Below are 23127 nucleotides of genomic sequence, written 5' to 3'. Positions count from 1 at the left end.
AAAGCAACCGAATTTTGATGATTCATCTAATTTTGCTAAACAAAGCCAACCGACAGAAAAGAAGAAGAAATAAGAACAGGAGCTCTCTTGATAAAGGGAGCTCCTGTTAAAAGTGGACTGACGTTTCAGAATAACATATCGATGGATTAACCCAATAGCCATAAATACAAGGTTTTAATTTTTCGAAGGGCACCTAATTTAATATTATTGTCCTGCTTTTTTATACTTATTGACGCGTTAAATCCATTTAAAATGCTCCTTAATGGCGTTGGGCGTGACCTTCATTAAAATTTTTTAAACCTAATGGGACTTACCATTAAGAGGGCGAGGATTAAAGTAATCCATGCATTACTATATGAAAACAATGCCATACCAGCCAATGATAATCCTGCAGCTGGAATAGGTAATCCCTTAAAATATCCAATAGTTGGTTTAATACTAAATTTAGCTAATCTTAAAGCACCCATTGTTGGGAATAGGATAAATGCCAAAGAAGTTAAAATAGAAGGTGTTGCTATCGTATGAAATAAAAGCGCAGGAGCGACGCCGAAACTAACAATATCAGCTAAGGAATCCAATTCTACGCCAAACTCACTGTTCACTTTTAATTTTCTTGCAATTCTTCCATCAAGAAAATCTAAAACAGCTGAAAAGAAAATGAGAATGGAGGCTGCTCCTAAATATTCACTCATATTCAAGGTGATTGAGAAAACACCGCACAATAAATTTCCAATCGTAAATAAATTCGGTATAACTTTTACAAGCTGATTAAACAAGTTTGTTCCTCCTAAATTAATTAAACTTCACATTTCTGTAGCAATTTCTATATATTCTTCCGTTATTCTTAAAAATATATGACCACTGTATTACTGTAAGCTAATTAAATTTCGATAAGAGAAAAATTGATTTCTTAAATGTTCCACGGGTTTATAAAAATGTTTAATCATTTTCAGTACGCGTTATTGAATATTAGCACTTGATAGTTGATCTTTCGAGTAGTCAGGGATTTTCCGGTTCTGGTGCAAAAAATTAAAGGTAATTAAAAATAATCTCTAAAAAGGAGACATAATGATACTATTATTTTAAAAAGGTTCGTGGTTGGTATCGAATATAAAAAAATAGAATTTTTATACAAAAATCACCCGAAAGGGTGCCTTTTGTACCTCTTAAAATGACTGAAGATGTGTTTACTTGAGTTCATTAGGTAGTTAGAGGTTGATAGACTATCTTTAACGAAAATGTTGAGTAGTTCATCTTCATTATATATCAATTTAATAATGATTGGGGATTTAGAAAGTTCCATGGAAAGTACATATCAACCTGATTGGAAGATTGGAAATTTAATAACTGGTGATACATTTTACTTAACGCAACATTTTGGTGCGCAAATGAAAATTTTTAAAGTCCACACAAATGGTACCCTAGAACGATTCCAAACAATAGAACCAGAATTAAAATAAAATTTTTGTAGCATCAATTAAATTCATTTCTTTTTATGCAAACACACTTTCAGCGGAACTAACTTCTTCACTATTTTGCGCTGGAAAGACTGTATAAAAAATGGTTACGTTTTCTGATCTTGAAATAACCCTCTCAAATTGCAATCCTGTTTTTTCTAAAAGCTTTACTGCATCAACAATAGAAGTAATTGCTACAAAAGTTTTTCAAATAAAATTTATAAAAGCTTGATAGGTAATACCAAGGGAAAAGACCGTAGCTACTATATGTGCAGTCCATTTAGGCATATTTAAATTTAATACGGTATTGTACAACATTCCATATACGATACAAATGATTAATATGAATGCAATGAATTGAAGAACTAATAAAAATAGCGGTTGTTCCATTTATTCTCACTTCCTTTATTTGATATATTAATATAATTTATTTAAATGTGAAAGTTTTATTTCTATGAATTTCCAAAAAATGTGATATGAAAGGCATAGTAGTAATCACAAGAATTACTGCAAAACTATAAATGGAACTAAAAGTATTATGACGAGATCAGTAAAATAGTAAAGAAGGTCACCATTCACGGCGACCTTCTTTACTATGCGTTATACCAAAATAATTTTAAATCTTCTCCTGAATCTGAAATGATTTTCTCAAATCGTAATCCTACTTTTTCTAAAAGCTTTCCTGAGGCGATGTTATCTACAGAAGTAATTGCTACAATTCGTTTCATGCCGAGCTTTTGTACACCGTATTCGATTATCGCAGAAGCTGACTCGTAGCCATATCCTTTTGAACGGAATGTCTCTAAAAAGGCAAACCCGATATCAACGTCTTCTAATGAATCTCTTTTAATAAGGCCACACATACCAAGTGGAGTGAGATCTTTTTTTCGTTCTACTAAGTAAAGGCCGAATCCAAGTTTGTTATACATATCGATGGGACCGTTTACAATATAATTTTTTGCATCTTCTAAGTTACTAACTCCTTTGTCACCGATAAACTGAATCCATGCAGGATCGTTTACTAACTCAAGAATAAAAGGAGCGTCTTTTATATCAAACCAGCGAAGATTAAGACGTTCAGTTTCAAGAACTATCAATAATTACACCACCTTTAAAAAGTTATAACAATTAGTATGGATTGTGTAAAACAAAAGTGCAACATATTTTAATGGGGGTGTTTGTTCACATAAAGTTCGTTTGTTTTGTATAGAGAGATATCTTATAATTAGGATTAATTGTAAAGAGTGAGATGCTTATACAATGACTCCTAGGTGACTAGGAGTTTTTACTATATAACTATCATTATTACTAAATATGACACACTATACATTCTACTCAAGGAGGTACATAATGAAGAAATTATATAATGCATCGTTTACGTATTTGATTATCGGTTTATTATCAGGGATTTTCGCTAGGGAGTATGGTAAGTATAAAGGGATTTTAGGGTCTACTTTGTTAAATCTTTTGCATACGCATACACTTGTACTTGGCTTTTTCTTCTTTTTAATTGCTTTAGGATTAGCAAAAGTATTCGCGTTTCATGAAGTGCAAGGGTTTAATAAGTGGTTTGTTTTACATAATATTGCATTAACATTAATGTTAGGTTCGCTAGTAGCGAGAGGGCTTCTTCAGTTAAATGGAGCTGACTTTAAAGGGTTAACTTATATTGTAGGATTTTCTCATTCGTTGATGGCAGTTACTTTAATTTGGTTTATGTTGTTAATAAAGAAATCGTTTAAAATGTAGTGAAAAAGAACTTGTAGCGTGTGCTGCAGGTTCTTTTTTGTATGTTCAGGTTTAATAATCTTATTTTTCTAATTATTTTGTATAAAGATGGTATACTTGTTTTAAAATTAAAAAGGAGAGTTGATTATGGAAATAACAATTGAACATGTAGTAAATGAATTAAAAGGCATACTTCCTGAAGATCGAGTAGTAATAAATATGACAGTACGAGAGTTACATAGTAAAGATGAATCTTACCATAGTAGTAGTTTACCTGATGTAGTTGTTTTTCCAAAAACGACCGAAGAAGTTAGCGCGATAATGAAAATAGCGATTCAGCACGGAACAGCTGTCGTTCCATTTGGAGTAGGGTCCAGTCTAGAGGGACATGTAATTCCTTACGAAAAAGGAATTACAATGGACTTTTCTCTTATGAACAAAATACTTGAAATAAGAGAAAAGGATTTTCTTGTGAGAGTACAGCCAGGGGTGACGCGCTCTCAGCTTAATAAAGAATTGAAAAAGTATGGATTATTTTTTAGTGTAGACCCAGGAGCTGATGCAACGTTAGGAGGAATGGCTGCTACAAATGCGAGCGGAACGACAGCGGTAAAGTATGGGGTAATGCGTGATCAAGTTCGAGATTTAGAAGTCGTTCTTGCTGATGGAGGAGTAATACATACCGGGAATTTAGCAGCGAAGTCATCATCAGGTTATCATTTAAATGGTATTTTCGTAGGCTCAGAAGGAACACTTGGATGTTTCACGGAGTTAACTTTAAAAGTATACGGTATACCAGAACATGTTATGGCTGCGAGGGCATCGTTTCCAACTATAAATGATGCAGTAGAAGCTGTAATTAACATATTACAAGCAGGTATTCCAATCGCGAGAATTGAACTTGTTGATGAATTATCTATGAAACAAGTAAATTATTACAATGAAACAAGTTACAGAGAAGAACCGACACTGTTTTTAGAGTTTCACGGCAATGAAGCAGGGTTAAAGCAAGATATTGAATTTACGAAAGAAATCGTTCTTGATCATAAATGTATAGAAATTGCGTTTGAGACGGAAACAGCAGCGAGAAATAAGCTGTGGGATGCAAGACATAACTTAGCGTACTCTTACGTGCATAGTTATCCTGGTAAAAAGCTAATGAGTACAGACGTATGTGTACCAATTTCGGAATTAGCTGGAGCGATTCAACATGCGAAAGAGGTATTACATAAAGTAGGGCTTATTGGCGGTATTCTCGGTCATGTTGGGGATGGGAATTTCCATGTACTCTTAATGATTGACACAAATGATAAGGAGGAAGTGAAGAAGGCAGACGAAATAAATGAAAGTATCGTTCAGTATGCTCTTAAACGAGGAGGAACGTGTACAGGAGAACATGGCGTTGGAATCGGGAAACGAAAGTATCAAGAAGAAGAACATGGGGCGGCATTATTTGTAATGGAGAAAATAAAGAAAGTTCTTGATCCGCAAAATATTTTGAATCCGAAAAAGGTGTTTCAATTAAAAGATAGGGGCTGAGTGGATGAAAGTAATATAGCTGGAAAGTATTTTGCATTTTGGACCGGTTGCTGCACTCCCAAGTGTATTAGCGGCAGTATGGCATAACATTGCAGGGCCAATATTAGCAACCATCTGGTCAAAAAATAAAAAGAATACTTTCAGCGATGAAAATGTATCAATAAATATAGAAAAATAGGAATGATAAATAATGCAAAAACGTATTGTACATTTTGAAGGAATGGTTGTATTTTTAGCCACGATTTATATGTATTCGATATATGAGTTTAGTTGGATTATATTTTTTGTATTCCTTTTAGCGCCGGATCTATCAATGTTAGCATATGGGATTAATAATCACGTTGGTGCGAAAATATATAATGTATGTCACACATATATCATATCCATATTAATTGTTCTAATAGGTGTCTATTTTAAGATGGATATCGTTATAATGATTGGCTTAATATGGACAGCACATATTGGAATGGATCGAATGTTTGGATATGGATTGAAATATGAGACGGATTTTAAGGATACTCATATTCAACGGTTATAATTTGTTTTGAGAAGAGGGGTACGTTGAAGCAGAGAATTGCTATCGAAGAATATAATGTCAAATGGGAAAGTGAATTTAATAAAATATACACTCTTATTAACAATGTAATGGAAGACAGCATTGTATCTATTGAACATGTTGGGAGTACATCTGTTAAAGGGCTTGCATCAAAACCAATACTAGATATTGATATTGTAATAGAAGAGTACGAAATTTTTCATGAGGTAGTAAAAAAACTTGAGAAGATAGGGTACTATCATCAGTTAGAATGGAGCTTTAAAGGAAGAGAGGCGTTTGGAAGAAAGGATACGTTCGTTCCATGGAACGAGAGAAATACAGTTTGGATGGAACATCATTTATATGTGTGTGATAAAAATAGTGAAGAGTTGAGAAGGCATATAGTGTTTCGAGATTACCTTCGTGAACATACTGAAGTAGCTAATGAGTATGGAAACTTGAAGGAAGAGTTAGCAAGAGAGTCGAAAAATCGATCTAGTTATATTGAGGGTAAGACCGTATTTATTACAAATATATTAGAAAAAATAAACTAAAGCAGCATGGAATACATGCTGCCTATTGTTTTGAAATAGAAAGCTGCCATTATAAAACAAATACAAACTGGCCCTGTTGATTGATGCGGTTACTAAATATAATAGGAAACAAAATAGAAAAGAGCGGAAAAGAGGGAGCTTATGTACATACCAAAATATTTCGCAATACAAGATGAAGAGATGAAGTACGAAATAATGGAACAAAATAGCTTTGCGACATTATTTTCTCAACATAACGGAGAACCATATGCAACGCACTTGCCGTTGTTGCTAAATAGGGAAACTCTTACTTTACATGGTCACTTCGCACGGCCGAATGAACAGTGGAAAGATATTGGGACTCAGCAAGTACTAGCTATATTTCAAGGACCACATAGTTACATCTCTCCGTCATGGTATGAAACAAACAATGCAGTACCAACATGGAATTACGTTGCAGTGCATGTATATGGTGAATTAGAAATTGTTGAAGATGAGAAGACATTAGTAGATTCTCTTCAAGATTTAGTAAATAAATATGAAGATCCAGAGAGCACCTACTCACTTAATGATGTAGATCCGAATTATATGGGAGGATTAAGTAAGGGAATAGTTGGATTCAAAATAAAGATAAATAAAATAGAAGGAAAAGCGAAGTTAAGTCAAAATCATTCTGTAGAGAGACAGAATTTAGTTGTGGAGAAACTTGAGAAAGTTGGTAGTGAGGAGAGTAAGAGGATTGCGGAGTTGATGAGAAAATAAAGCCTACATGAAAGGGAAATATTCTAAATAAGCGTATTTAAAAAGACCTTCTTAATTGAAGGTCTTCCGTTTTTTAAAGTGCTTTTTCAGTTGTTGTTGAGTTGTAGTCTTTACTTACGTCAACGGATTGAACAAGGTCAGGTCTTTGGGGTGCAGGAAGATCAGCATGACCCGCTTGGTATGTAAATGAACTATGAATGCCAGTAGCCAAAATACCGAAAACAGATAGTCCTAAAAAAACAGAGCTAATTTTTTTAATCATTTCAATGCCCCTTTCTCAAACGTTTTTTCTTTTGCTTGTAACGCTTTATGAAAATATTCACTTGCCTTAATGTGGTTATTTTCACTATAAAATTTAACAGCTAATTTTTCTGAGTATTCTTGAGTGTAGTTATATAATAATTCTTTGTCGAAAAACGTAATTCCTTTAAGGATAATTGTTTCTAATTCTTCAGAACCAACATTATTATTTAGTTCGTTTAGAATTTTAAAATGATATATATATTCTTCATTATTTAATTCCGTACAAATTTTTAACCCTTTTTGGATTAATCCTTCAGCGATACTTGTTTCATCTAGTTTAGAGTGTTCTCTTGCTTGCAAGAAGAGAGCCTTGAAATGTGTTGGTTTCTTTTCGGTCACTTCTGATAGGTGACGGATTGCGAGTGTGGAGAGGTTTTGACTGGCATACAACCAACCCAAATTATTACGTACACTTAAAATTAATTCTTTTTCATCAGATTTCTGTAAAAGGTGTATTGCTGAATTATATTGCTCTTCTGCTTGTTCATATTGTTTTAAATATACAAATGAGGCACCTAATGTATTTTTACATAATCCAACTTTAACTTCAAAGCCAGTTTGTTTATCGAAAATCTCTTTAGCCTTAGTTGCATATTCAATAGATTCAATTGGTTGGTAAAAGTGATAATGGAAAATCGCCATTCGATAATAAAATTCAGCATGCTCTAGATTATCAGTGTTATTTACTAATAATAACTTAGCCTGTTCATAATGTTCGCTAGCTAAGTTATAGTCTGTGGTTAAAGTTGCATAAATGCCTTTAAAGAAGTGATAGTAGTAAGACAGTGGATGATTGGATGAGATTACGTAAGAATCTATTTTATCAAAGCTATCTTTTGAAATACTTAAACTATCTGTCAAAACTTTATGTCGAAACTCTAGTAAGGAATGATATAATGATAAATTTTCATCTTCTTCAAAGTTTAGTTCCTTTTCCTCAATTTCATGCTTTAAGTTTGTCGCTTGGGACACATCTTGTTTTAACATCGCTAAATACCAGTCATTAAATAATTTTGTAATTTGTTCATTACCTTGTAGTTGAACGTTCATGAAATCCCCTCACTTTTTGAATATTCTTATAAAATATAGTATCAAAAATAAAAATATTTAGAAATGATGTTTTATATTTCTCAATATTTGTTTAACAAGCTTACGAGTAAGTCTATTGGAATAATGTAGAATTTGTTTTGGATTAAAGAAATGGCATCGGGGGATGTGCATTTTAAAGTTTTAGTTGAGTGGGGGGATATAAAAAGGGTGCGTTCACACAATTTATATGAACGCACCTTTTTACATATTAAACAATCAAGTCCCACAAAAAGTACGATAAGGGCGATTCGTCGGTGCAGGCGGAATGCAGTATTCTTCTTGATCTGTCGAATACGCATAAGGGTTTGATAAAGCTTCAAGAAGTTTCTCCATTACGCTAAAGTCTCCATTTGTAACAGCTGCTTCTAGTGCTTCTTCTACACGATGGTTCCTCGGGATGATGGATGGGTTATTATTTTTCATCATTTCGTAGGCGTTTTCTTTCGATTGTTCTTGTCTTTTTAATCGAGATTGCCACAGTTTGTACCAATCTTTATATTCAGGACTTTCAAATAGAGCTGTATTTTCAATAGCATCAAGAGTTAATGAACGGAATGTATTTGTATAATCCGCTTTATATTTCTCCATCATTTTTAAAAGTTGCTCAATAAGTGGTTGATCTTGTTCTTCGGTACTAAATAGTCCTAATTTCTTTTTCATTCCAAGGAACCAATGGTTTTCATACTGTACGCTAAATTTCGAAATTTCGTCTTGAGCGATTTTTAGTGCTTCTTCATCATCTTCGTGCAGAATCGGTATTAAAGATTCTGCTAGTCGTGCGAGATCCCATGCGGCCATATATGGTTGATTTCCATATGCATAACGACCTTGTGTGTCAATAGAGCTAAATACGGTTCCTTGGTCGTAATTGTCCATAAATGCACAAGGACCGTAATCAATTGTTTCGCCACTGATCGTTATATTGTCAGTGTTCATTACACCGTGAATAAATCCAACAAGTTGCCATTTTGCGATAAGACTAGCTTGTCTTTTAATGACTGCTTGTAGTAATGCAGTATATCGGTTTTCATGGGATTCAATTTCTGGGTAATGCCTTTTTATCGTATAGTCAGCTAGTGATTTCAGGTCCTCTATTGAACCACGAGCTGCAGCATATTGAAATGTACCGACGCGTATATGGCTACTAGCTACTCTAGTTAAAATTGCTCCAGGTAACTTTGTTTCACGATATGTTGGTTCACCGGTTGTGACAACTGCTAAACTGCGGGTAGTTGGAATATCGAGTGCATACATTGCTTCGCTAATAATATATTCACGTAGCATCGGACCGAGTGCAGCACGACCATCTCCTCGGCGTGAATAGGGAGTAGGGCCAGAACCTTTCAGTTGAATATCGAAACGCTTACCTGAAGGAGTAATTTGTTCGCCAATTAAAAGAGCACGACCGTCGCCTAACATATTAAAATGTCCGAATTGATGGCCAGCATATGCTTGAGCTAATGGATGAGCTCCTTCTGGGAGTGCATTACCAGCGAAAATAGCAATTTCAGCTTCCTTTTTCAGTTCTTCAGGGGTCAAGCCAAGAGATATCGCTAATGAATGGTTTAGTTTAACTAACTCCGGTGAACTTACGGGAGTAGGGGGGATTTCTGTATAAAATGATTGTGGTAAAGTCGTATAACTATTATCTAAATTCCAACCTGTTTCATTATTTTTAGTCATTGTATCTCCTCCTTTTTGTATTTTAAGTTATGTATTTGTACGTATGTATTCTTTGTAAAGTTAACTAAAAGTATAATATAATATTTCCCCTTGCAATCTATTGTAAGGACTTCATTGCACTATGTCTATTTAACAGCAAATTTAAAACCTCCATTTTAAGAAAATGGAGGTTTTATTATTATTTAATTTTTACAATTATTTTTCCTTTTGCTCTTCCAGACTCTGAATATTCCATTGCTTTTTGCGCATCTTCAAAAGGAAAAACTCGATCGATTACAGGTTTGATTTGTCCAGCTTCAATATAGTTTGCAATAGTACGTAATTGATCCCCACTTGGCTTCATAAATAAAAATGAATATTGAGCATTATGCTTTTTTTCAAGTGCAGTAAGTTTTTTGCTGGCTAATGAAAATAAGAGAGTTTTAAAGAAGCCTGAACCAAATTCTTTACCGAAGCGAGCATTCGGCATACCTGAAACGGAAACAATGTTTCCTCCGCTTTTTATAATATTGAATGATTTTTCAAGTGTTGTTCCGCCGATTGTATCAAATACTGCATCATAATTTTTGAGTATTTCTTCAAATTTTTCTGTTTTGTAATTAATAATTTGATCTGCGCCAAGAGACTTTACTAAATCGGAACCAGCTTCACTAGCAGTTGTTGTAACGGTAGCGCCCATTATTTTTGCTAACTGAATTGCGAAAGTACCAACACCACCAGACCCAGCGTGAATTAATATTTTTTGTCCTTTTTGTAAATGCATAATATCATGTAGTGCTTGATAGGATGTTAAGCCAACGAGTGGAATCGACGCCGCTTCCTCAAAACTTAAATTTTTTGGTTTTAAAGCTATATCATCTTCATGAATGGCTATATATTCCGCGAAAGTACCGATCTTATTTTTTCTTGGACGTGCATATATTGCATCGCCGACTTTAAAACGAGTTACTTGCGATCCAACCTTCACGATGACACCGGAAAAGTCATTACCAAGGATTAGAGGCATTTCATATTTCAGTAACATCTTTACTTTTCCATCACGTATTTTAAAGTCAATTGGGTTAATACTAGCTGCATGAATTTCTGCGAGCACTTCATGTTGATTTATTTCAGGAGTAGGTACCTCTGCCATGCGCATTGGAACTTTTCCGTACTTATCAATTATCATTGCTTTCATTTCTTATACCTCCAAATTTTAATAAAAGTTGTGCAATAGTTTCTCAATATCTAACACAAGATTTTTTAATACACCTAATTTTGTACGTATATCAATATAATAAAAGTTTTTTGTACCTTCTTTTCGCATTAAAATAATACCGGCTTCTCGTAAAATCCTTAGGTGATGTGATACCGCTGGCCGAGAAAGGTGTGTTTGTTTCGTAATTTCTCCTACACGTAATCCGGTTTGACATTCCGTTTCCATGAGAACTAACAAAATAGCTTGACGTGTTTCATCGCCAATTGCCAATAATACTTTTTGAGAATCAATAAAATCTTTTTTTATAACATTTAATTGTTCTTGTTTATTCATTTCAATCACTTTACCTCCAAAAAATTAGTCGAAAGGTTTAAGATGATGAACCATTACTTCGATACGGTAATGCTACATGATTGTTGCATGAGGTGCAATATTGAGAAAGAAAATCGAGACGAATGAATTTTTTATTGTTGAAAATTATAGGGAGATAGAAAAGGGATTGGAAGGATTACATAACACAATAGATGAAGTTTTAAAAACAAAAAATGATGTAACAATAAAATAAGCGGTCGTAACCTTGTATAATCCATAAGGTTACGACCGCTTATAATGTTTGTATTATTTTTGATTTTTACGATAGAACATGGTTCAACGTAAAGTACATTCTTTTGTTTTACACTTTCATACAGACACAATTCAGGTGGATTATAGATGTATGAAAAGGTAAAAGGAATTTTGGGGCGTAATCTATTTATATGATAATTCAAAATGAAATATAAGTCTATATTTTAATGTTTTTTTTGATTATATTTATGTCACTGAGCTCAGAACAATGATGTGGAGGGTAAATATATGAAATCGAATTATGTACCAGTTTTAATTGTTGGAGGGGGATTATCTGGGTTAGCGTCTGCGTTATTTCTTGCAAAACATAATATTGAGTACTTACTTATTGAAAGGCATCCGTCTACTGCCATTCATCCGAAAGCAGGCGGTCTTACTTTACGTACAATGGAGTTATTTCGAGAATTAGGCTTGGAAAAAAGAATTAAATTGGCAGGTAAAGCATTAGAGAACTGCAGAGGAAGAATAGCGGTTCATACAATAGCTGAGGCGAATAAAGAAGAATTGGAACAAATGAGAGCGACGCAATACGGAAACGATGAAGAGTTACTTCAAAAAATAGAAAAGATTAGTCCATCAAAACAAACTGCGTGTTATCAAATTATTTTAGAAGAGATGATGTTACAAGAAGCGAAAACATTAGGCGAGCAACTATCTTTTTATCATGAATTAGTTTCATTTGAACAAAATGAAAACGGGGTAAAAGCAACGATTCGAAATCGTGAAACAGAAAAAGAAAGTGTCATACATTGTGACTATGTAATTGCAGCGGATGGAGCGAAAAGTAAAATACGTGAGCAGTTAGGGATTAAAACTGAGGGTCGTGGAACCATTGGTGGCTATTATATGAATATTTATTTTGAAGCTGATTTAAGTGAGTTTATACAAGGAGATGCATTCGGTTTTTCGATGGTACTTCATCCGGAGGTTCTTGGTGCACTTATCCCGGTTGATAACGTAAAAAAATGGATTTATCATGTAGCCTACGATCCATTAAAAGGAGAGGGGCTAGAGGACTTCACTATAGAACGTTGTAAACAAATTATTCAAATAGCAATTGGAAGTACAAATGTTGAATCAAAAATATTAAGTGTTTTACCGTGGGAAGCCGCTGAAAGTACAGCGGTGAAATTTCAAGGAAATCGAACCTTTTTAGTTGGCGATTCTGCACATATTATGCCGCCAACAGGAGGATTTGGTTCAAATACAGGAATACAAGATGCGCACAATCTAGCTTGGAAATTAGCGGCTGTTATAAAAGGGAAGGCAAAACCAAAATTGTTAGAAACATATCATGAGGAGAGACACTCTGTTGCAAAATTAACGACAGCTTATGCAAGTAGTTTACTGTTTCGTGCTGCGAATAGAGAGGAAGGCAGTTTGAATAATATGGATGGTTTAGCTGTTACAGTTGGATATCAGTATTGTTCAGAGGCGATTATAGATGATTCAGTCACTCCGCATAGAATGGATAGCATAGAGTTGAACGGAAGACCTGGAACGCGAGCGCCACATTTATGGGGAACGTATGAGGGGAAGAAAGTTTCTACATTAGACTTATTCGGTAACAGTTTTGTATTACTTACAGGAGTAGAAAATAGTTCTTGGGCTGAGGCAGCACATGCTGTTTCAGCTAAATTAGGAATACATCTAAAAGGGTATCGTGTTGGCTTAAGTGGAGACTTTATTGTTCCAGAAGATATTTTTAGCAAATTATATGGTATAGAGAATGGAGGTGCTGTATTAATTAGACCAGATGGCTTTATCGGATGGCGTTCGGAAAAAACGGTAGTAAATCCAGATATAGTATTGGAAGAGGTAATGAGAAATTTATTATGTGATTTTTAAGTAACTACAGAAATATTGTTTTATGTACTTCACTGTACTGAAAAAAATATTCACAAATTTCAATAGGTTTGATATGATTAAATTCGACAAGTTAATAGAGGCCGGAGATATTTGAGAAAAGCCATAAATTTATTTAGGGATACAGGAGTGTATTCTAAATAATTTATGGCTTTTTTTATTGAATGAACCGTACAAAATAGGGAGTTACATGTGAAAAGGAGGGCTATAGAAATTAAATAGGATAATACTAGTTTTCTATATTAATAATATAGAAAACATTTGTAAGATTGGAATTTTAATATAGGTTTATAAAAATAATGAAAGTGTGTCTTCTATTTCGTGTAAATCTCATTAGCTTGTTGAAATTTGCAACGTAGGAAGGGTTTGAAGGATGAGAAAGATTATTAGCGTTTTAGTTATTTTCTTTATGACAGGAAGCATCTTTGCTGGGGGAGCTGTTCATGCGAAAGCAGAAGGAAAGCATGAATGGAATACGAATAAGTTTTTAAATATTGCACATCGCGGAGCAAGTGGACATGCACCTGAGCATACTTTTGCTTCTTATGATCTAGTGAAAAAAATGAAAGCGGATTATTTAGAGTTAGATATTCAATTAACAAAGGATGGCCAATTAATTGCAATGCATGATACAGCAGTTGATCGCACTACAAATGGAACAGGCGAAGTACGAGATAAAACGTTAAGCGAAATAAAGAGTTTAGATGCTGGATCATGGTTTAATAAAGCGTATCCAGAAAAGGCTAAGCAAGAGTATGTTGGGCAAAAGGTTCCAACTCTTGAAGAAATCTTCCAAAAGTATGGAAGAAGTATGAAGTATTATATTGAAACAAAATCACCAGATGTGTATCCAGGAATGGAAGAGAAATTGTTGGCGTTGTTACAAAAATATAATTTAGTAGGCCAAAACATGTCTTCTAGCCGTGTTATGATTCAATCATTTAGTAAAGATAGTTTGAAAAAGATTCATAGTATGAATGAAAATATTCCGTTAGTTCAATTGCTTTGGTATTATCCAAATGAAAACAATGAAATTGTTGAATGGTCTGGTATTACACATGAACCGAAAAGTGTAACAAATGATGATTTTCAAGAAATTAAAAAGTATGCAGCTGGTATTGGACCAAACTTACGTAATGATAACGGAGAACTAATTATTGATGAGTCATATATGAAAATGGCTAGGAAAAATGGACTGTTAATTCACCCTTATACAATTAATGAGAAACCCGATATGAGACTGTTAATCAAATGGGGTGCTACAGGAATGTTTACAAATTATCCGGATCGATTACATAGTGTATTAAAGGAAAAATAAGTGGAAAAGGGTATACCAGTGTTTTAGGTATACCCTTTTTAATTTAACTCCCCGATAAACGTAATCTCTTTTTCATAGCATTCATCTGCATCATAAATAATTTCTTGAAAGTGAAGCGTTTTGAAGGAATGACAAACTGAAATTTCCCATGTCTCCCAAAAATCAATTTCATTTGAAAGAAGAATCCATTTTTGAAATTCACTATCTCTATTAAAGAAATTATGAAAGTAGTCCTCATTTTTAAATATAATGATTTGCGAATCCCACAAATTATTTATAGAAATCAAAACAACAACTCGATATGTATGTGTATCGCTCGGTTTCATATTTATTAAATGATTTGCTTGATTTAATAAGGTTTGAATACATAATCGTTTTACTTTTCTAGGCGTTTTACAAGAATCGATAAAAGCTTGCGAAACTGGCAATAGCATATTCCAATATTCATCGTTATAGAAAGTAGAAGGGAATGTTTTTGTATGTTCCTCAATTCGCTTTATCATAGTGTTTGTTTTTCGTTTCATACCACGTATTTTCTTTTCACGCATTGAGAGTCATCTCCATAAATTTTTGTAATGCAGCAGAGTGATATATATCTTTTCTAGTAATAAAAGTAGTAGGAACTTTTTTGAAGCTATTTGGCAAAGGATTGAATGATATGTCATGTTTATGACCATTTAAAATAGACTTCATCATAATTGCTACGCCTATACCTGATTTTACACATGCGAGTATCGCTTCAATTGTTCCAAACTCTAATACTCGTTTAGGTGAAATTCCTTCTTCTTGAAGCCAATCTTCTAATAAATTTCTATAATAGCACCCGTGACTAAATGCAAGTAAATTCATGTCTCCTATGTCTTTAAAGGAAGATAAAGGCTTTTTGCTAATGAGAACTAATTCTTCTTCATGAAATATATTTGTATGAAGTTCAGCATGCTGAGTGGTTCCAGCGATAAACGCCCCGTCTAGTTTTCGTTCTAATACAAGTCTAATCAATTGTTCCGTCGTATTTGATTCTAAAATCAATTCGACTTTTGGGTATTCCTCATAATAGGCCATTAATATAGATGGAAGTCTTACAGCGGTTGTAGATTCTGTACATCCAATTTTTAAAGTGCCTCTTGGTTCGATCCCATTACTTTGAACTGCTTTAACAGATTGATCCATTAAGTGGATAATTTGTTTGGCGTATGTTAATAAAATCTCACCGTTAGAAGTTAAAGTTACACCTTTTCCGTTTCGATAAAATAAAGGCACACCTAATTCGTTTTCTAGTTGTTTCATACGCATTGTTACGCCAGACTGTACATAGTTTAAATTTTTAGCTGCATGAGATATGTTTTTTTCTTTCGCAACTTCGTAAAATACAGTTAAATCTTTTATATCCAAGTATCATCCCTCCAGAAAAGGTATCATTTTTTTTGATGGATTACATGATAAATCTTTATTTTATATGATATCAGAACTTTCATACAATGGAAGGGGATGGAGGGATTATTGTGTTAATGGAAGAAAGGGTGAATAGTACTTATAAGTGGGTTATGTTAATTTTTGCGACGGTTGCTCAAACAACAGCGACACTTATAACGTATGGTGTTGGAGCGTTTGCTTTATTTTGGAAAGAAGAATATGCACTTACGAATACGGAGATTGGATTGTTAGTAAGTGTTGTAAATATAGGACCGCTATTTTGTATGCTTTTTGTCGGGCGGCTACTTGATCAATACAATGAAAAGTTGTTAATTTCGATAAGTTCATTTTTACTAGGAAGTTCGTTTTTACTGACTAATATGGTCAATGGATTTAATGGGTTACTCTTTGTACTTTTATTAGTAGGAACGTTTTATAGTGTTTCGCAGCCAGGAGGAAGTAAGGTGATAATGAAGTGGTTCTCAAAAGAAAATCGCGGGTTAGCGATGGGGATTAGACAAGCCGGTATACCGATTGGTGGTACATTAGCGGGAGTATTGATCCCGTTTCTTACAATAAAATATAATATGGCCTATGCGGTAAATAGCATTGCATGTATTTGTATAATTGGAGGGTTTTTATTTTTTATATTTTATAAGGAACCATATATTCAAGAGAAAGTTAAACAAGAACGTAGTAAACTTTCTTTTTGGATGCAGTTAAAAGAAGTGATGTGTAAAAAAGAATTGTATGCAATTTATATAACTGGCATTTGTATGATTTCATTGCAAATGGTGTTAGTTGCACACTTTATAAAATTTTTAGTATTGGAACAATCAATCACGCCAATTTTAGCTGGAAAAGTATTTTCCGTTATGTTCTTTTCTGGAATGGTTGGTAGGGTTATATTAGCAGCTACTAGTGATTTGTTTTATAAGGGAAATCGGCGTACCCTCTTATTTATAACTGTTTGTATTTCTATTTTCTTCATTCTAATATTAGTAATGAGCATACATACAATAACGAATGTATTGTATGGTGTAAGTGCATTGTTAGGGTTCTTTTCAATTGGATGGTTTAGTCTTTTTATAACTGAAGTTGCGGAATCAGCAAGTGAAGAATCGGTAGGGATGACAGTGAGTTTTGCACTTACATTAAATCAAATTGCTATTATTGCTGCGCCTGCTTTATTTGGTTATATTGTAGATAAGAAGGGATATACGTATGCGTGGTTATGCATAGTTGTATTACTAACTATTTCAGCGGTTAGCTTATATAGGAAGTATAGAAAATGAAGGAATGTTAGCAATGTAAATTTTTTATGAAGAAAGTCTAAAGAAATGTTGAATGAGCGACATTTCTTTTTTTATTTGTTGTATAATCAAAATGTAAATGAGATTCGTTTTCAATTTCGTTCATTACCTCTTTTGAAATTACCTGTAATTTTAGCCATAATTAGCTGTTTTTCTTTATTGTTATTTGCATGATTTATTTTATTTAAAAATTTTTCAGCATCATTTCCTTTTAATGCTATAATCTGTTTTCCGTAATATTCAATTAATAACATGTTATTTTTTGTTATCCGATAATGAAACATCTTATCATCTAAACGATTGCGTTTATCGGTGTTTTTCATATTACATCTCCATTCTTTTTAGTATGTAACAAATGTTACAAAAGAATTTGAAATTATATTGTAATGCATCCGATTGTATGTTGGAAATTTTGCAAGAAAGAAATACAATAGAGAGTAGTCAAAATTGAAAGTGAGAAAAAGGAATCTAGTTTTAACAGAGTGAATATTAAATAATATTATAATATACTTGATAATTAAAAGATATAAAATAGAATGGATGTACGTTAAGTGAAACTAGATAAAAGAGGGCTCCTAGTATGTTAAAGAAATGGTTAATCATTTTCTTTATTTTTGCTGTTTTTTGTGGAAGTGTTGTTACACTAATACATGCAAATAAAGGAAAAAAATATGATGCAAAGGCATTTTCTAATGTAAATAGTAAGCAAAAAGATGTTAAGCAGGAAATTGATGCGAATGAGAAAAAGCGTTATGAAATTGCAGCTGGAAAACTAGATCAGTACTTAAAAGATAAAGGATTTAATGGGAGTGTTCTTGTAGCAAGTAAAGGTCATGTCATTTTACGAAAAGGCTACGGTTATGCGAATGTGAAAGATCAAGTACTAACAACGCCAAGAACGAAATATCGCATTGGCTCTATTACGAAAACAGTTGTTGCAATATCTATTATGCAACTAAAAGAAAAAGGGAAGTTGAACATTGAAGACAATGTAAATAAATATATCCCATCGTTTCCAGCAGATAAAAACATTACGTTACGAAACTTGTTAACACATACGTCTGGATTACCAGAACAGGGACAAGGTAGTGTTGACGCAGCATCACGGTTAAAATTAGTAACGTGGATTGGGGCACAAACGTTACAATTTCCAGCAGGGACAGGATGGAAATATACAGATTATAATTATATGGTGCTTGCATATATTGTAGAAAAAATATCAAATAAACCACTTGCTGAATATGTGAAAGAAAATATTTTGAATCCTGTTGAAATGCATGAATCTGGAATGGGCGCAACACTCCCAGAAGATATTTTCTTAGCAGAAGGGTATACGAAAAAAGATAATAAGTTAATAGCCACACCTCGCTTAAAAATGAACTGGCTGTATGGTTGTGGTGAAATGTATACGACTGTTGAAGATATGAAAAAGTTAGATGAAGCTATTATGGATGGTAAACTACTTTCTAAACAAAGTGTATCAGATATGTTTTCTGCATCACCTGCAAGAAAATATGGATTTAGTTTCTATATTTACCCAGATTATTATCATAACCACGGTGTATTAGCTGGCTGGAACACTTTTAATAATTTTAACTGGGATAAACGAACGTTTGTCATATTATTTTCTAACGTCCAAAATGGTATGAATGATGCATTTAATCAAGAATTTAGGAAAATGGCGAATGATTTAATAGAAGGAAAATAATTATAAAAAATCGGTATTGATATGGAATTATCAATACCGATTTTTTTATTTTGTAAAGTTTTACTTACTGAATAAAGTGAAACTTTAATCAGTGGAGAGGCTTTGTTCATCCACCACTGAGTAGAAGCCCTCATCAATCGGGCTTTTACGGGCAACAGGGCCCCACTTAAATTCTTTGCTTCCGCTGAATTTTGAGGTGGGGGTCTTACTGCCCATAAATAGCGGGATAAATAGGTAAGAAAGGTGATTGGCATTTGAATAAATCTAAATAGGTAGTTAAATGTTAAGGAATGCAAAGAACAATTGGTAATTTTTACATTGATAAAAAAGCTTGAGCTTCACACTATGTGAAGCTTTACATTATTGGAGACAAGAACAGGAGGTTGAAAAAATGAAAAAAGCAATAAAGTTTTGTTTAATAGCTACATTATCTACAACGATTATTAGTGGATGCTCTTTTGAGGGTAACAATGAAAATGTTAAAGGGAAAGAAGGGGAAAAAGTAGAGGTACAGAAAAATGCTGGGAAATATACGATGCCAGATGAAAAAGATAAACATGAAGGTACATGGCTACAATGGCCACATGAATACACATATGGTGAAGAGTATAAGAAGGAAGTTGAACCTATTTGGGTTAAGATGGCAAGTGCTTTAACTGAGGGTGAGAAAGTCCACATTGTTTCATATGACCAGGAAGAAAAAGAAAGAATCAATAACCTTTTAACAGATGAAGGGTTAAATATGGAGAAGATTGATTTCTTTATCGCGCCTACTGATGATGTATGGGCAAGGGACAGTGGACCAATTTTTGTTTATGACAGCAATAAAAATCTCAAAATATTAGATCCAGCATTTAATGGTTGGGGGAAGAAAACACCGTATAAAAATGATGCTCAAATACGTAAGAATGTTAGTAAACAATTAGGAATTGAAAGAATTGATTGGGGAAAATTTGTCCTTGAAGGCGGCGCAATTGAATTAGACAGCAATGGGACTGCGTTATTAACTCGAAGTGCGGTGACGAATAAAAATAGAAATCCTGATTTATCAGAAAAAGAAATTGAAAAATATATAAGTGATCTTGGGGTATCAAACTTTATTTGGTTAGACGGAGTACCTAATTTAGATATTACGGACTTTCATATTGATGGATTTGCTAAATTCCATAATAAATCTACCATTGTAACGATGAAAGAAGATGACCTAGCCGAATGGGGTTTATCTAATAAAGATATGGATACATTGTTAGATGCAAAAAATGCTTCAGGACAGAAATATAAGTATGAATACTTGCCGCTTAGTAAAGAAAAGGTTGCTTTAGAAAATGGAAAAACTCTCGATTATAAGGGGTCATATATCAATTATTATATCGGAAATACAGTTGTATTAGTGCCTAATTATAATGATCCGAATGATAAAATCGCAAACGATACGATTCAGAAGTTATACCCAGGTCATAAAGTAGTCGGTATTGATGTGAGAGAGTTGTATAAAAACGGCGGTATGATTCATTGTGTGACACAACAACAACCCATTGCATTGAAGTAATTGATTGTAATTTCGTTGTTCTGCTATATAGACAAAATAGGTGGAATCTTATTACCTATTTTGTCGTTCCTTATTATTTATAATAATAAAATTTTAATATAATGATAAATTAATTATAGTGTATATTCGCTTTTCGTTTTATATGGTAAAGGAGAAAAATGTTTGTGTTAAAGAATTTTAAAATAGTGTTTTCGTATTTCCCTATCGTTTTACAGTACATTTTAAATGTAGCTTTAATTTGCTTAGGGGTTATTCTAAGTGTGTTTCTTATGAAAGAAGTCATTCAGTTTATACAAGAACTGAAATTGGATGGTAATGAATCGAGTTATCATTTAATCATTTATTGTTGTTTTAAAATATGGTATTAAAAAAACTTGTCAAGAGTCAATATAAGGCTTAACGTCAGCCTTATATTTTTTATATAAATATATAATATTTCTCCATGCTATAATCCATTCATAAAATGTACATGTTGCATGAGTTGTAACGAAAAAAGACATAAATTTAGGAATAGTTGGCTTTGTAAAATCAGTTATGTAACTACTATTAAAAAGCGAGGTGAATAATATGGAACAAAAACATAATGGCATTATTTTTACTGCAATACCAGACGAATCAAATGAATATTATCAACCATTTTATGAAGACTTGATTTACTTTAATGAATGTTTAAATGAAAAGAAATCAATTGCGGATCAACTTATATCTTTATCTGTTGAAGAACAAGACTTTCATACGAGCTGTTTTGAGTATGATGATATTTGGCTAAGAGATGTTGCACCGGTTGTCACAAATCATCTAGTTAAATTTAAATATCGACCAAATTATTTGCCAAATGATCAAGGGCGATATTTAGATCAACAATTTAATAAATGGTTGAAAAAGAATGACTTTGAATATGTAAAATCCCCATTAATATTAGATGGTGGTAATCTTATTTGGAATAAAAAAGATACTGTAATATTAACAGAACGCATATTTGATGATAACGATGATTGGACAGAAGAGGAAATTATTGAGCAGTTAGAATGGGATTTAGATGTGAGCCGAGTTATTATTATTCCTGCTGAGGAAGGGGATGTACTAGCACACGCAGACGGAATGGTTAAATTTATTGATGAACATACAATGTTTATTAGTGATTTTTTAGGGGATCATGAATTTAGATATAGTGTTCAAGAGATTATTAAAGAACAAATGCCAAAAGCTGAATTTATAGTTGTTCCTTCATCATATACAGAGAAAGGACAATATGATCAAGAGATAGCATCGGCAAAAGGGTTGTATATAAATATGTTAGAATCATGTGATGCTCTTTATGTTCCTAAGTTTGGACTAGCTAAAGATGAGGAAGTTTTACGATATATTCAACAGTATACGGAGAAACAAGTTATTCAAATTCATGTAGGAGAAATATCAACAATGGGGGGCGCGATGAATTGTTTAACGTGGTATTGTCCAAGTCATTTGTTACCTTCGAAAATGAGAAGATTGAAAAATCAGAATGGAAATTTTTCAATGAAGAAGATTTTTGATTGGTTTTAATAAATAAGTAATGAAAAGAAAATATATTCAAGGAGTATTGATATGTATACCATCGCTGAGTTTTCTCGGATTTGTAAAATGAGTACGCGGATGTTAAGACATTATGACAAAGAGGAGATATTAAAACCGGCATATGTGAATCCGGTTAATGGGTATAGGTATTATGAACAAGAGCAACTGGAAGTAGCGCTGAAAATAAAAAAGCTAAGGGAGTATAAATTTCCTCTTCCAAAAATTAAAATTGTTTTGCAGTCATCGGATCAAGATTCGTTTGTTCAACATATACAATCACAAATTATCGAGTTGTCTCAGGAAGTGAAGCAAAATTTACAGGTTATTTCAGAAATGAATGAAATGGTAATGGTGAATAGTAGTCTAAATATTGCTCGCCATAGAAGTTACGATATATTAATGGGAATGAGGAACGAAGTAACGTTAATTACTCAAAGAGTAAAAATAGATATAGATGATATGGATGATTATTTTTATGACTTATATGAAGAGGTACAAAAAAATAACTTTCAAATAGTTGGTTCTCCATCTGCAGTCTTTTATGATGAAGAATATATTCCAAGTAACAGTGATATTGAGTTAAGAATTCCGGTTATGCAGGGGAATGATGAAGACGTAGCACAAGAGTATGAAATGAAACAACTAAGTCCACATCATATCGTTACTACTATGCATTATGGAAGTTACGACTATATAGGTTACGCTTATATAGCGTTAGAAGAATGGATTGAAAGAAATGGGTATGTAATAATTAATTCGCCATATGAGGTTTATATAAAGGGACCTGAATGTGATTGTTTAGCAGAAGAGTATGTGACACAAATTTGTTTTCTAGTTACGAAAATAGAATGAGAATAAGGATTGACATTAACATTATGTCAATCCTTATTCTATGTATGAAAGCAATTTATCATAATAAAAAGGAGAAGTAAAGAATCACCTTATAAAGTTG

At 33.1% G+C, this 23127-nt stretch carries 26 protein-coding genes and 1 pseudogene; 16 read left to right on the top strand and 11 right to left on the bottom strand.

Annotation, left to right across the window (positions count from 1 at the left end):
- Positions 1-284: 284 nt before the first annotated feature.
- Positions 285-776, bottom strand: coding sequence for a CDP-diacylglycerol--serine O-phosphatidyltransferase (gene pssA, locus BHV55_RS17385; RefSeq protein WP_000483080.1), 492 nt, complete (start codon positions 774-776; stop codon positions 285-287).
- 501 nt (positions 777-1277) lie between these two features.
- On the opposite strand from pssA, the gene BHV55_RS17380 reads away from it, so the two are divergent.
- Entirely contained in the window at positions 1278-1460 is a 183-nt protein-coding gene (locus tag BHV55_RS17380) for a DUF5065 family protein (RefSeq protein ID WP_002000399.1), read from the top strand.
- A 204-nt stretch (positions 1461-1664) separates the two neighbouring features.
- On the opposite strand, the gene BHV55_RS17375 is transcribed toward BHV55_RS17380, so the two are convergent.
- Together BHV55_RS17375 and BHV55_RS17370 are read right to left on the bottom strand one after the other, a co-directional pair.
- Complete coding sequence (locus tag BHV55_RS17375) at positions 1665-1847, bottom strand: hypothetical protein (RefSeq protein WP_000437513.1); 183 nt, start codon at positions 1845-1847, stop codon at positions 1665-1667.
- Between the two features lie 203 nt (positions 1848-2050).
- Entirely contained in the window at positions 2051-2554 is a 504-nt protein-coding gene (locus BHV55_RS17370) for a GNAT family N-acetyltransferase (protein ID WP_070756860.1), read from the bottom strand.
- A 253-nt stretch (positions 2555-2807) separates the two neighbouring features.
- On the opposite strand from BHV55_RS17370, the gene BHV55_RS17365 reads away from it, so the two are divergent.
- The 6 genes and pseudogenes from BHV55_RS17365 to BHV55_RS17340 all read left to right on the top strand — a co-directional run bounded on the left by BHV55_RS17365 (position 2808) and on the right by BHV55_RS17340 (position 6554).
- Positions 2808-3206 carry a DUF2871 family protein gene (locus BHV55_RS17365; protein ID WP_070756859.1) on the top strand — a complete coding sequence of 133 codons (399 nt, stop codon included), beginning with the start codon at positions 2808-2810 and terminating at the stop codon, positions 3204-3206.
- 126 nt (positions 3207-3332) lie between these two features.
- Complete coding sequence (locus BHV55_RS17360) at positions 3333-4724, top strand: FAD-binding oxidoreductase (protein ID WP_000406571.1); 1392 nt, start codon at positions 3333-3335, stop codon at positions 4722-4724.
- 34 nt (positions 4725-4758) lie between these two features.
- Positions 4759-4902 (top strand): annotated as a pseudogene (locus tag BHV55_RS17355) (bile acid:sodium symporter family protein); the annotation flags it as partial.
- 12 nt (positions 4903-4914) lie between these two features.
- Positions 4915-5262, top strand: coding sequence for a DUF4260 domain-containing protein (locus tag BHV55_RS17350; RefSeq protein ID WP_001172065.1), 348 nt, complete (start codon positions 4915-4917; stop codon positions 5260-5262).
- Between the two features lie 23 nt (positions 5263-5285).
- On the top strand, positions 5286-5813 hold the full coding sequence (locus BHV55_RS17345; RefSeq protein WP_000813523.1) for a GrpB family protein: 528 nt from the start codon (positions 5286-5288) through the stop codon (positions 5811-5813).
- 141 nt (positions 5814-5954) lie between these two features.
- On the top strand, positions 5955-6554 hold the full coding sequence (locus BHV55_RS17340) for an FMN-binding negative transcriptional regulator (protein ID WP_000275795.1): 600 nt from the start codon (positions 5955-5957) through the stop codon (positions 6552-6554).
- Between the two features lie 73 nt (positions 6555-6627).
- Here BHV55_RS17340 and BHV55_RS17335 read toward each other — a convergent pair whose 3' ends face one another.
- The 5 genes from BHV55_RS17335 to BHV55_RS17315 all read right to left on the bottom strand — a co-directional run bounded on the left by BHV55_RS17335 (position 6628) and on the right by BHV55_RS17315 (position 11169).
- Positions 6628-6816 (bottom strand): Phr family secreted Rap phosphatase inhibitor, encoded by a 189-nt coding sequence (locus tag BHV55_RS17335; RefSeq protein ID WP_000592016.1) that lies wholly within the window; start codon positions 6814-6816, stop codon positions 6628-6630.
- Entirely contained in the window at positions 6813-7907 is a 1095-nt protein-coding gene (locus tag BHV55_RS17330) for a response regulator aspartate phosphatase (protein ID WP_070756858.1), read from the bottom strand. Before BHV55_RS17330 ends, BHV55_RS17335 begins: the two co-directional genes overlap by 4 nt.
- A 255-nt stretch (positions 7908-8162) precedes the next feature.
- Positions 8163-9629: a protein adenylyltransferase SelO gene (locus tag BHV55_RS17325; RefSeq protein ID WP_070756857.1), complete on the bottom strand. Its 1467-nt coding sequence runs from the start codon at positions 9627-9629 to the stop codon at positions 8163-8165.
- 178 nt (positions 9630-9807) lie between these two features.
- Positions 9808-10806 (bottom strand): NADP-dependent oxidoreductase, encoded by a 999-nt coding sequence (locus BHV55_RS17320; protein ID WP_070756856.1) that lies wholly within the window; start codon positions 10804-10806, stop codon positions 9808-9810.
- 18 nt (positions 10807-10824) lie between these two features.
- The gene (locus BHV55_RS17315) at positions 10825-11169 is read right to left on the bottom strand and encodes an ArsR/SmtB family transcription factor (RefSeq protein ID WP_000571880.1); all 345 of its coding nucleotides are present in this window, start codon (positions 11167-11169) and stop codon (positions 10825-10827) included.
- A 91-nt stretch (positions 11170-11260) separates the two neighbouring features.
- Between BHV55_RS17315 and BHV55_RS27685 the strand changes: the two genes are divergently transcribed.
- The 3 genes from BHV55_RS27685 (at position 11261) to BHV55_RS17305 (ending at position 14635) form a co-directional block, all read left to right on the top strand.
- A complete protein-coding gene (locus BHV55_RS27685; protein WP_001227549.1) occupies positions 11261-11392 on the top strand; it encodes a hypothetical protein in 132 nt (43 codons plus the stop codon).
- A 287-nt stretch (positions 11393-11679) separates the two neighbouring features.
- Positions 11680-13299 (top strand): FAD-dependent oxidoreductase, encoded by a 1620-nt coding sequence (locus BHV55_RS17310; protein WP_000841674.1) that lies wholly within the window; start codon positions 11680-11682, stop codon positions 13297-13299.
- Between the two features lie 391 nt (positions 13300-13690).
- Complete coding sequence (locus BHV55_RS17305) at positions 13691-14635, top strand: glycerophosphodiester phosphodiesterase (RefSeq protein ID WP_001226340.1); 945 nt, start codon at positions 13691-13693, stop codon at positions 14633-14635.
- 38 nt (positions 14636-14673) lie between these two features.
- Here the strand turns inward: BHV55_RS17305 and BHV55_RS17300 are convergent, their stop codons facing one another.
- Both BHV55_RS17300 and BHV55_RS17295 read right to left on the bottom strand, forming a co-directional pair.
- Entirely contained in the window at positions 14674-15183 is a 510-nt protein-coding gene (locus BHV55_RS17300) for a DUF3916 domain-containing protein (RefSeq protein WP_048568295.1), read from the bottom strand.
- Positions 15176-16027: a LysR family transcriptional regulator gene (locus BHV55_RS17295; protein WP_070756855.1), complete on the bottom strand. Its 852-nt coding sequence runs from the start codon at positions 16025-16027 to the stop codon at positions 15176-15178. The genes BHV55_RS17300 and BHV55_RS17295 overlap by 8 nt, the downstream gene beginning before the upstream one ends.
- An 86-nt stretch (positions 16028-16113) precedes the next feature.
- On the opposite strand from BHV55_RS17295, the gene BHV55_RS17290 reads away from it, so the two are divergent.
- A complete protein-coding gene (locus BHV55_RS17290) occupies positions 16114-17343 on the top strand; it encodes an MFS transporter (protein ID WP_002000388.1) in 1230 nt (409 codons plus the stop codon).
- Between the two features lie 110 nt (positions 17344-17453).
- Here the strand turns inward: BHV55_RS17290 and BHV55_RS17285 are convergent, their stop codons facing one another.
- Positions 17454-17684, bottom strand: coding sequence for a hypothetical protein (locus tag BHV55_RS17285; protein ID WP_048568293.1), 231 nt, complete (start codon positions 17682-17684; stop codon positions 17454-17456).
- Between the two features lie 257 nt (positions 17685-17941).
- Between BHV55_RS17285 and BHV55_RS17280 the strand changes: the two genes are divergently transcribed.
- The 5 genes from BHV55_RS17280 (at position 17942) to BHV55_RS17260 (ending at position 23027) form a co-directional block, all read left to right on the top strand.
- Positions 17942-19069 carry a serine hydrolase domain-containing protein gene (locus BHV55_RS17280; RefSeq protein WP_000915165.1) on the top strand — a complete coding sequence of 376 codons (1128 nt, stop codon included), beginning with the start codon at positions 17942-17944 and terminating at the stop codon, positions 19067-19069.
- A gap of 391 nt (positions 19070-19460) precedes the next feature.
- A complete protein-coding gene (locus BHV55_RS17275; RefSeq protein WP_048568292.1) occupies positions 19461-20618 on the top strand; it encodes an agmatine deiminase family protein in 1158 nt (385 codons plus the stop codon).
- A 164-nt stretch (positions 20619-20782) separates the two neighbouring features.
- Positions 20783-20986 (top strand): hypothetical protein, encoded by a 204-nt coding sequence (locus BHV55_RS17270; protein WP_000916568.1) that lies wholly within the window; start codon positions 20783-20785, stop codon positions 20984-20986.
- A gap of 199 nt (positions 20987-21185) precedes the next feature.
- Positions 21186-22163 carry an agmatine deiminase family protein gene (locus tag BHV55_RS17265; protein WP_070756854.1) on the top strand — a complete coding sequence of 326 codons (978 nt, stop codon included), beginning with the start codon at positions 21186-21188 and terminating at the stop codon, positions 22161-22163.
- Between the two features lie 42 nt (positions 22164-22205).
- On the top strand, positions 22206-23027 hold the full coding sequence (locus BHV55_RS17260) for a MerR family transcriptional regulator (RefSeq protein ID WP_000287984.1): 822 nt from the start codon (positions 22206-22208) through the stop codon (positions 23025-23027).
- Positions 23028-23127: the final 100 nt, after the last annotated feature.

Source organism: Bacillus sp. RZ2MS9 (assembly GCF_001816185.2).
GTDB classification, from domain to species: domain Bacteria; phylum Bacillota; class Bacilli; order Bacillales; family Bacillaceae_G; genus Bacillus_A; species Bacillus_A cereus.
Note: the sequence above shows the minus strand (reverse complement) of the source record. Positions and strands in the feature narration are given on the sequence as shown.

Bases quoted from the DNA above. Each gene is read 5' to 3' on its own strand.
- BHV55_RS17380 (WP_002000399.1), top strand. From the start codon at position 1,278: ATGATTGGGGATTTAGAAAGTTCCATGGAAAGTACATATCAACCTGAT.
- BHV55_RS17375 (WP_000437513.1), bottom strand. From the start codon at position 1,847: ATGGAACAACCGCTATTTTTATTAGTTCTTCAATTCATTGCATTCATA.
- BHV55_RS17365 (WP_070756859.1), top strand. From the start codon at position 2,808: ATGAAGAAATTATATAATGCATCGTTTACGTATTTGATTATCGGTTTA.
- BHV55_RS17360 (WP_000406571.1), top strand. From the start codon at position 3,333: ATGGAAATAACAATTGAACATGTAGTAAATGAATTAAAAGGCATACTT.
- BHV55_RS17350 (WP_001172065.1), top strand. From the start codon at position 4,915: ATGCAAAAACGTATTGTACATTTTGAAGGAATGGTTGTATTTTTAGCC.
- BHV55_RS17340 (WP_000275795.1), top strand. From the start codon at position 5,955: ATGTACATACCAAAATATTTCGCAATACAAGATGAAGAGATGAAGTAC.
- BHV55_RS17335 (WP_000592016.1), bottom strand. From the start codon at position 6,816: ATGATTAAAAAAATTAGCTCTGTTTTTTTAGGACTATCTGTTTTCGGT.
- BHV55_RS17330 (WP_070756858.1), bottom strand. From the start codon at position 7,907: ATGAACGTTCAACTACAAGGTAATGAACAAATTACAAAATTATTTAAT.
- BHV55_RS17325 (WP_070756857.1), bottom strand. From the start codon at position 9,629: ATGACTAAAAATAATGAAACAGGTTGGAATTTAGATAATAGTTATACG.
- BHV55_RS17320 (WP_070756856.1), bottom strand. From the start codon at position 10,806: ATGAAAGCAATGATAATTGATAAGTACGGAAAAGTTCCAATGCGCATG.
- BHV55_RS17310 (WP_000841674.1), top strand. From the start codon at position 11,680: ATGAAATCGAATTATGTACCAGTTTTAATTGTTGGAGGGGGATTATCT.
- BHV55_RS17305 (WP_001226340.1), top strand. From the start codon at position 13,691: ATGAGAAAGATTATTAGCGTTTTAGTTATTTTCTTTATGACAGGAAGC.
- BHV55_RS17300 (WP_048568295.1), bottom strand. From the start codon at position 15,183: ATGCGTGAAAAGAAAATACGTGGTATGAAACGAAAAACAAACACTATG.
- BHV55_RS17290 (WP_002000388.1), top strand. From the start codon at position 16,114: ATGGAAGGGGATGGAGGGATTATTGTGTTAATGGAAGAAAGGGTGAAT.
- BHV55_RS17285 (WP_048568293.1), bottom strand. From the start codon at position 17,684: ATGAAAAACACCGATAAACGCAATCGTTTAGATGATAAGATGTTTCAT.
- BHV55_RS17280 (WP_000915165.1), top strand. From the start codon at position 17,942: ATGTTAAAGAAATGGTTAATCATTTTCTTTATTTTTGCTGTTTTTTGT.
- BHV55_RS17275 (WP_048568292.1), top strand. From the start codon at position 19,461: ATGAAAAAAGCAATAAAGTTTTGTTTAATAGCTACATTATCTACAACG.
- BHV55_RS17265 (WP_070756854.1), top strand. From the start codon at position 21,186: ATGGAACAAAAACATAATGGCATTATTTTTACTGCAATACCAGACGAA.
- BHV55_RS17260 (WP_000287984.1), top strand. From the start codon at position 22,206: ATGTATACCATCGCTGAGTTTTCTCGGATTTGTAAAATGAGTACGCGG.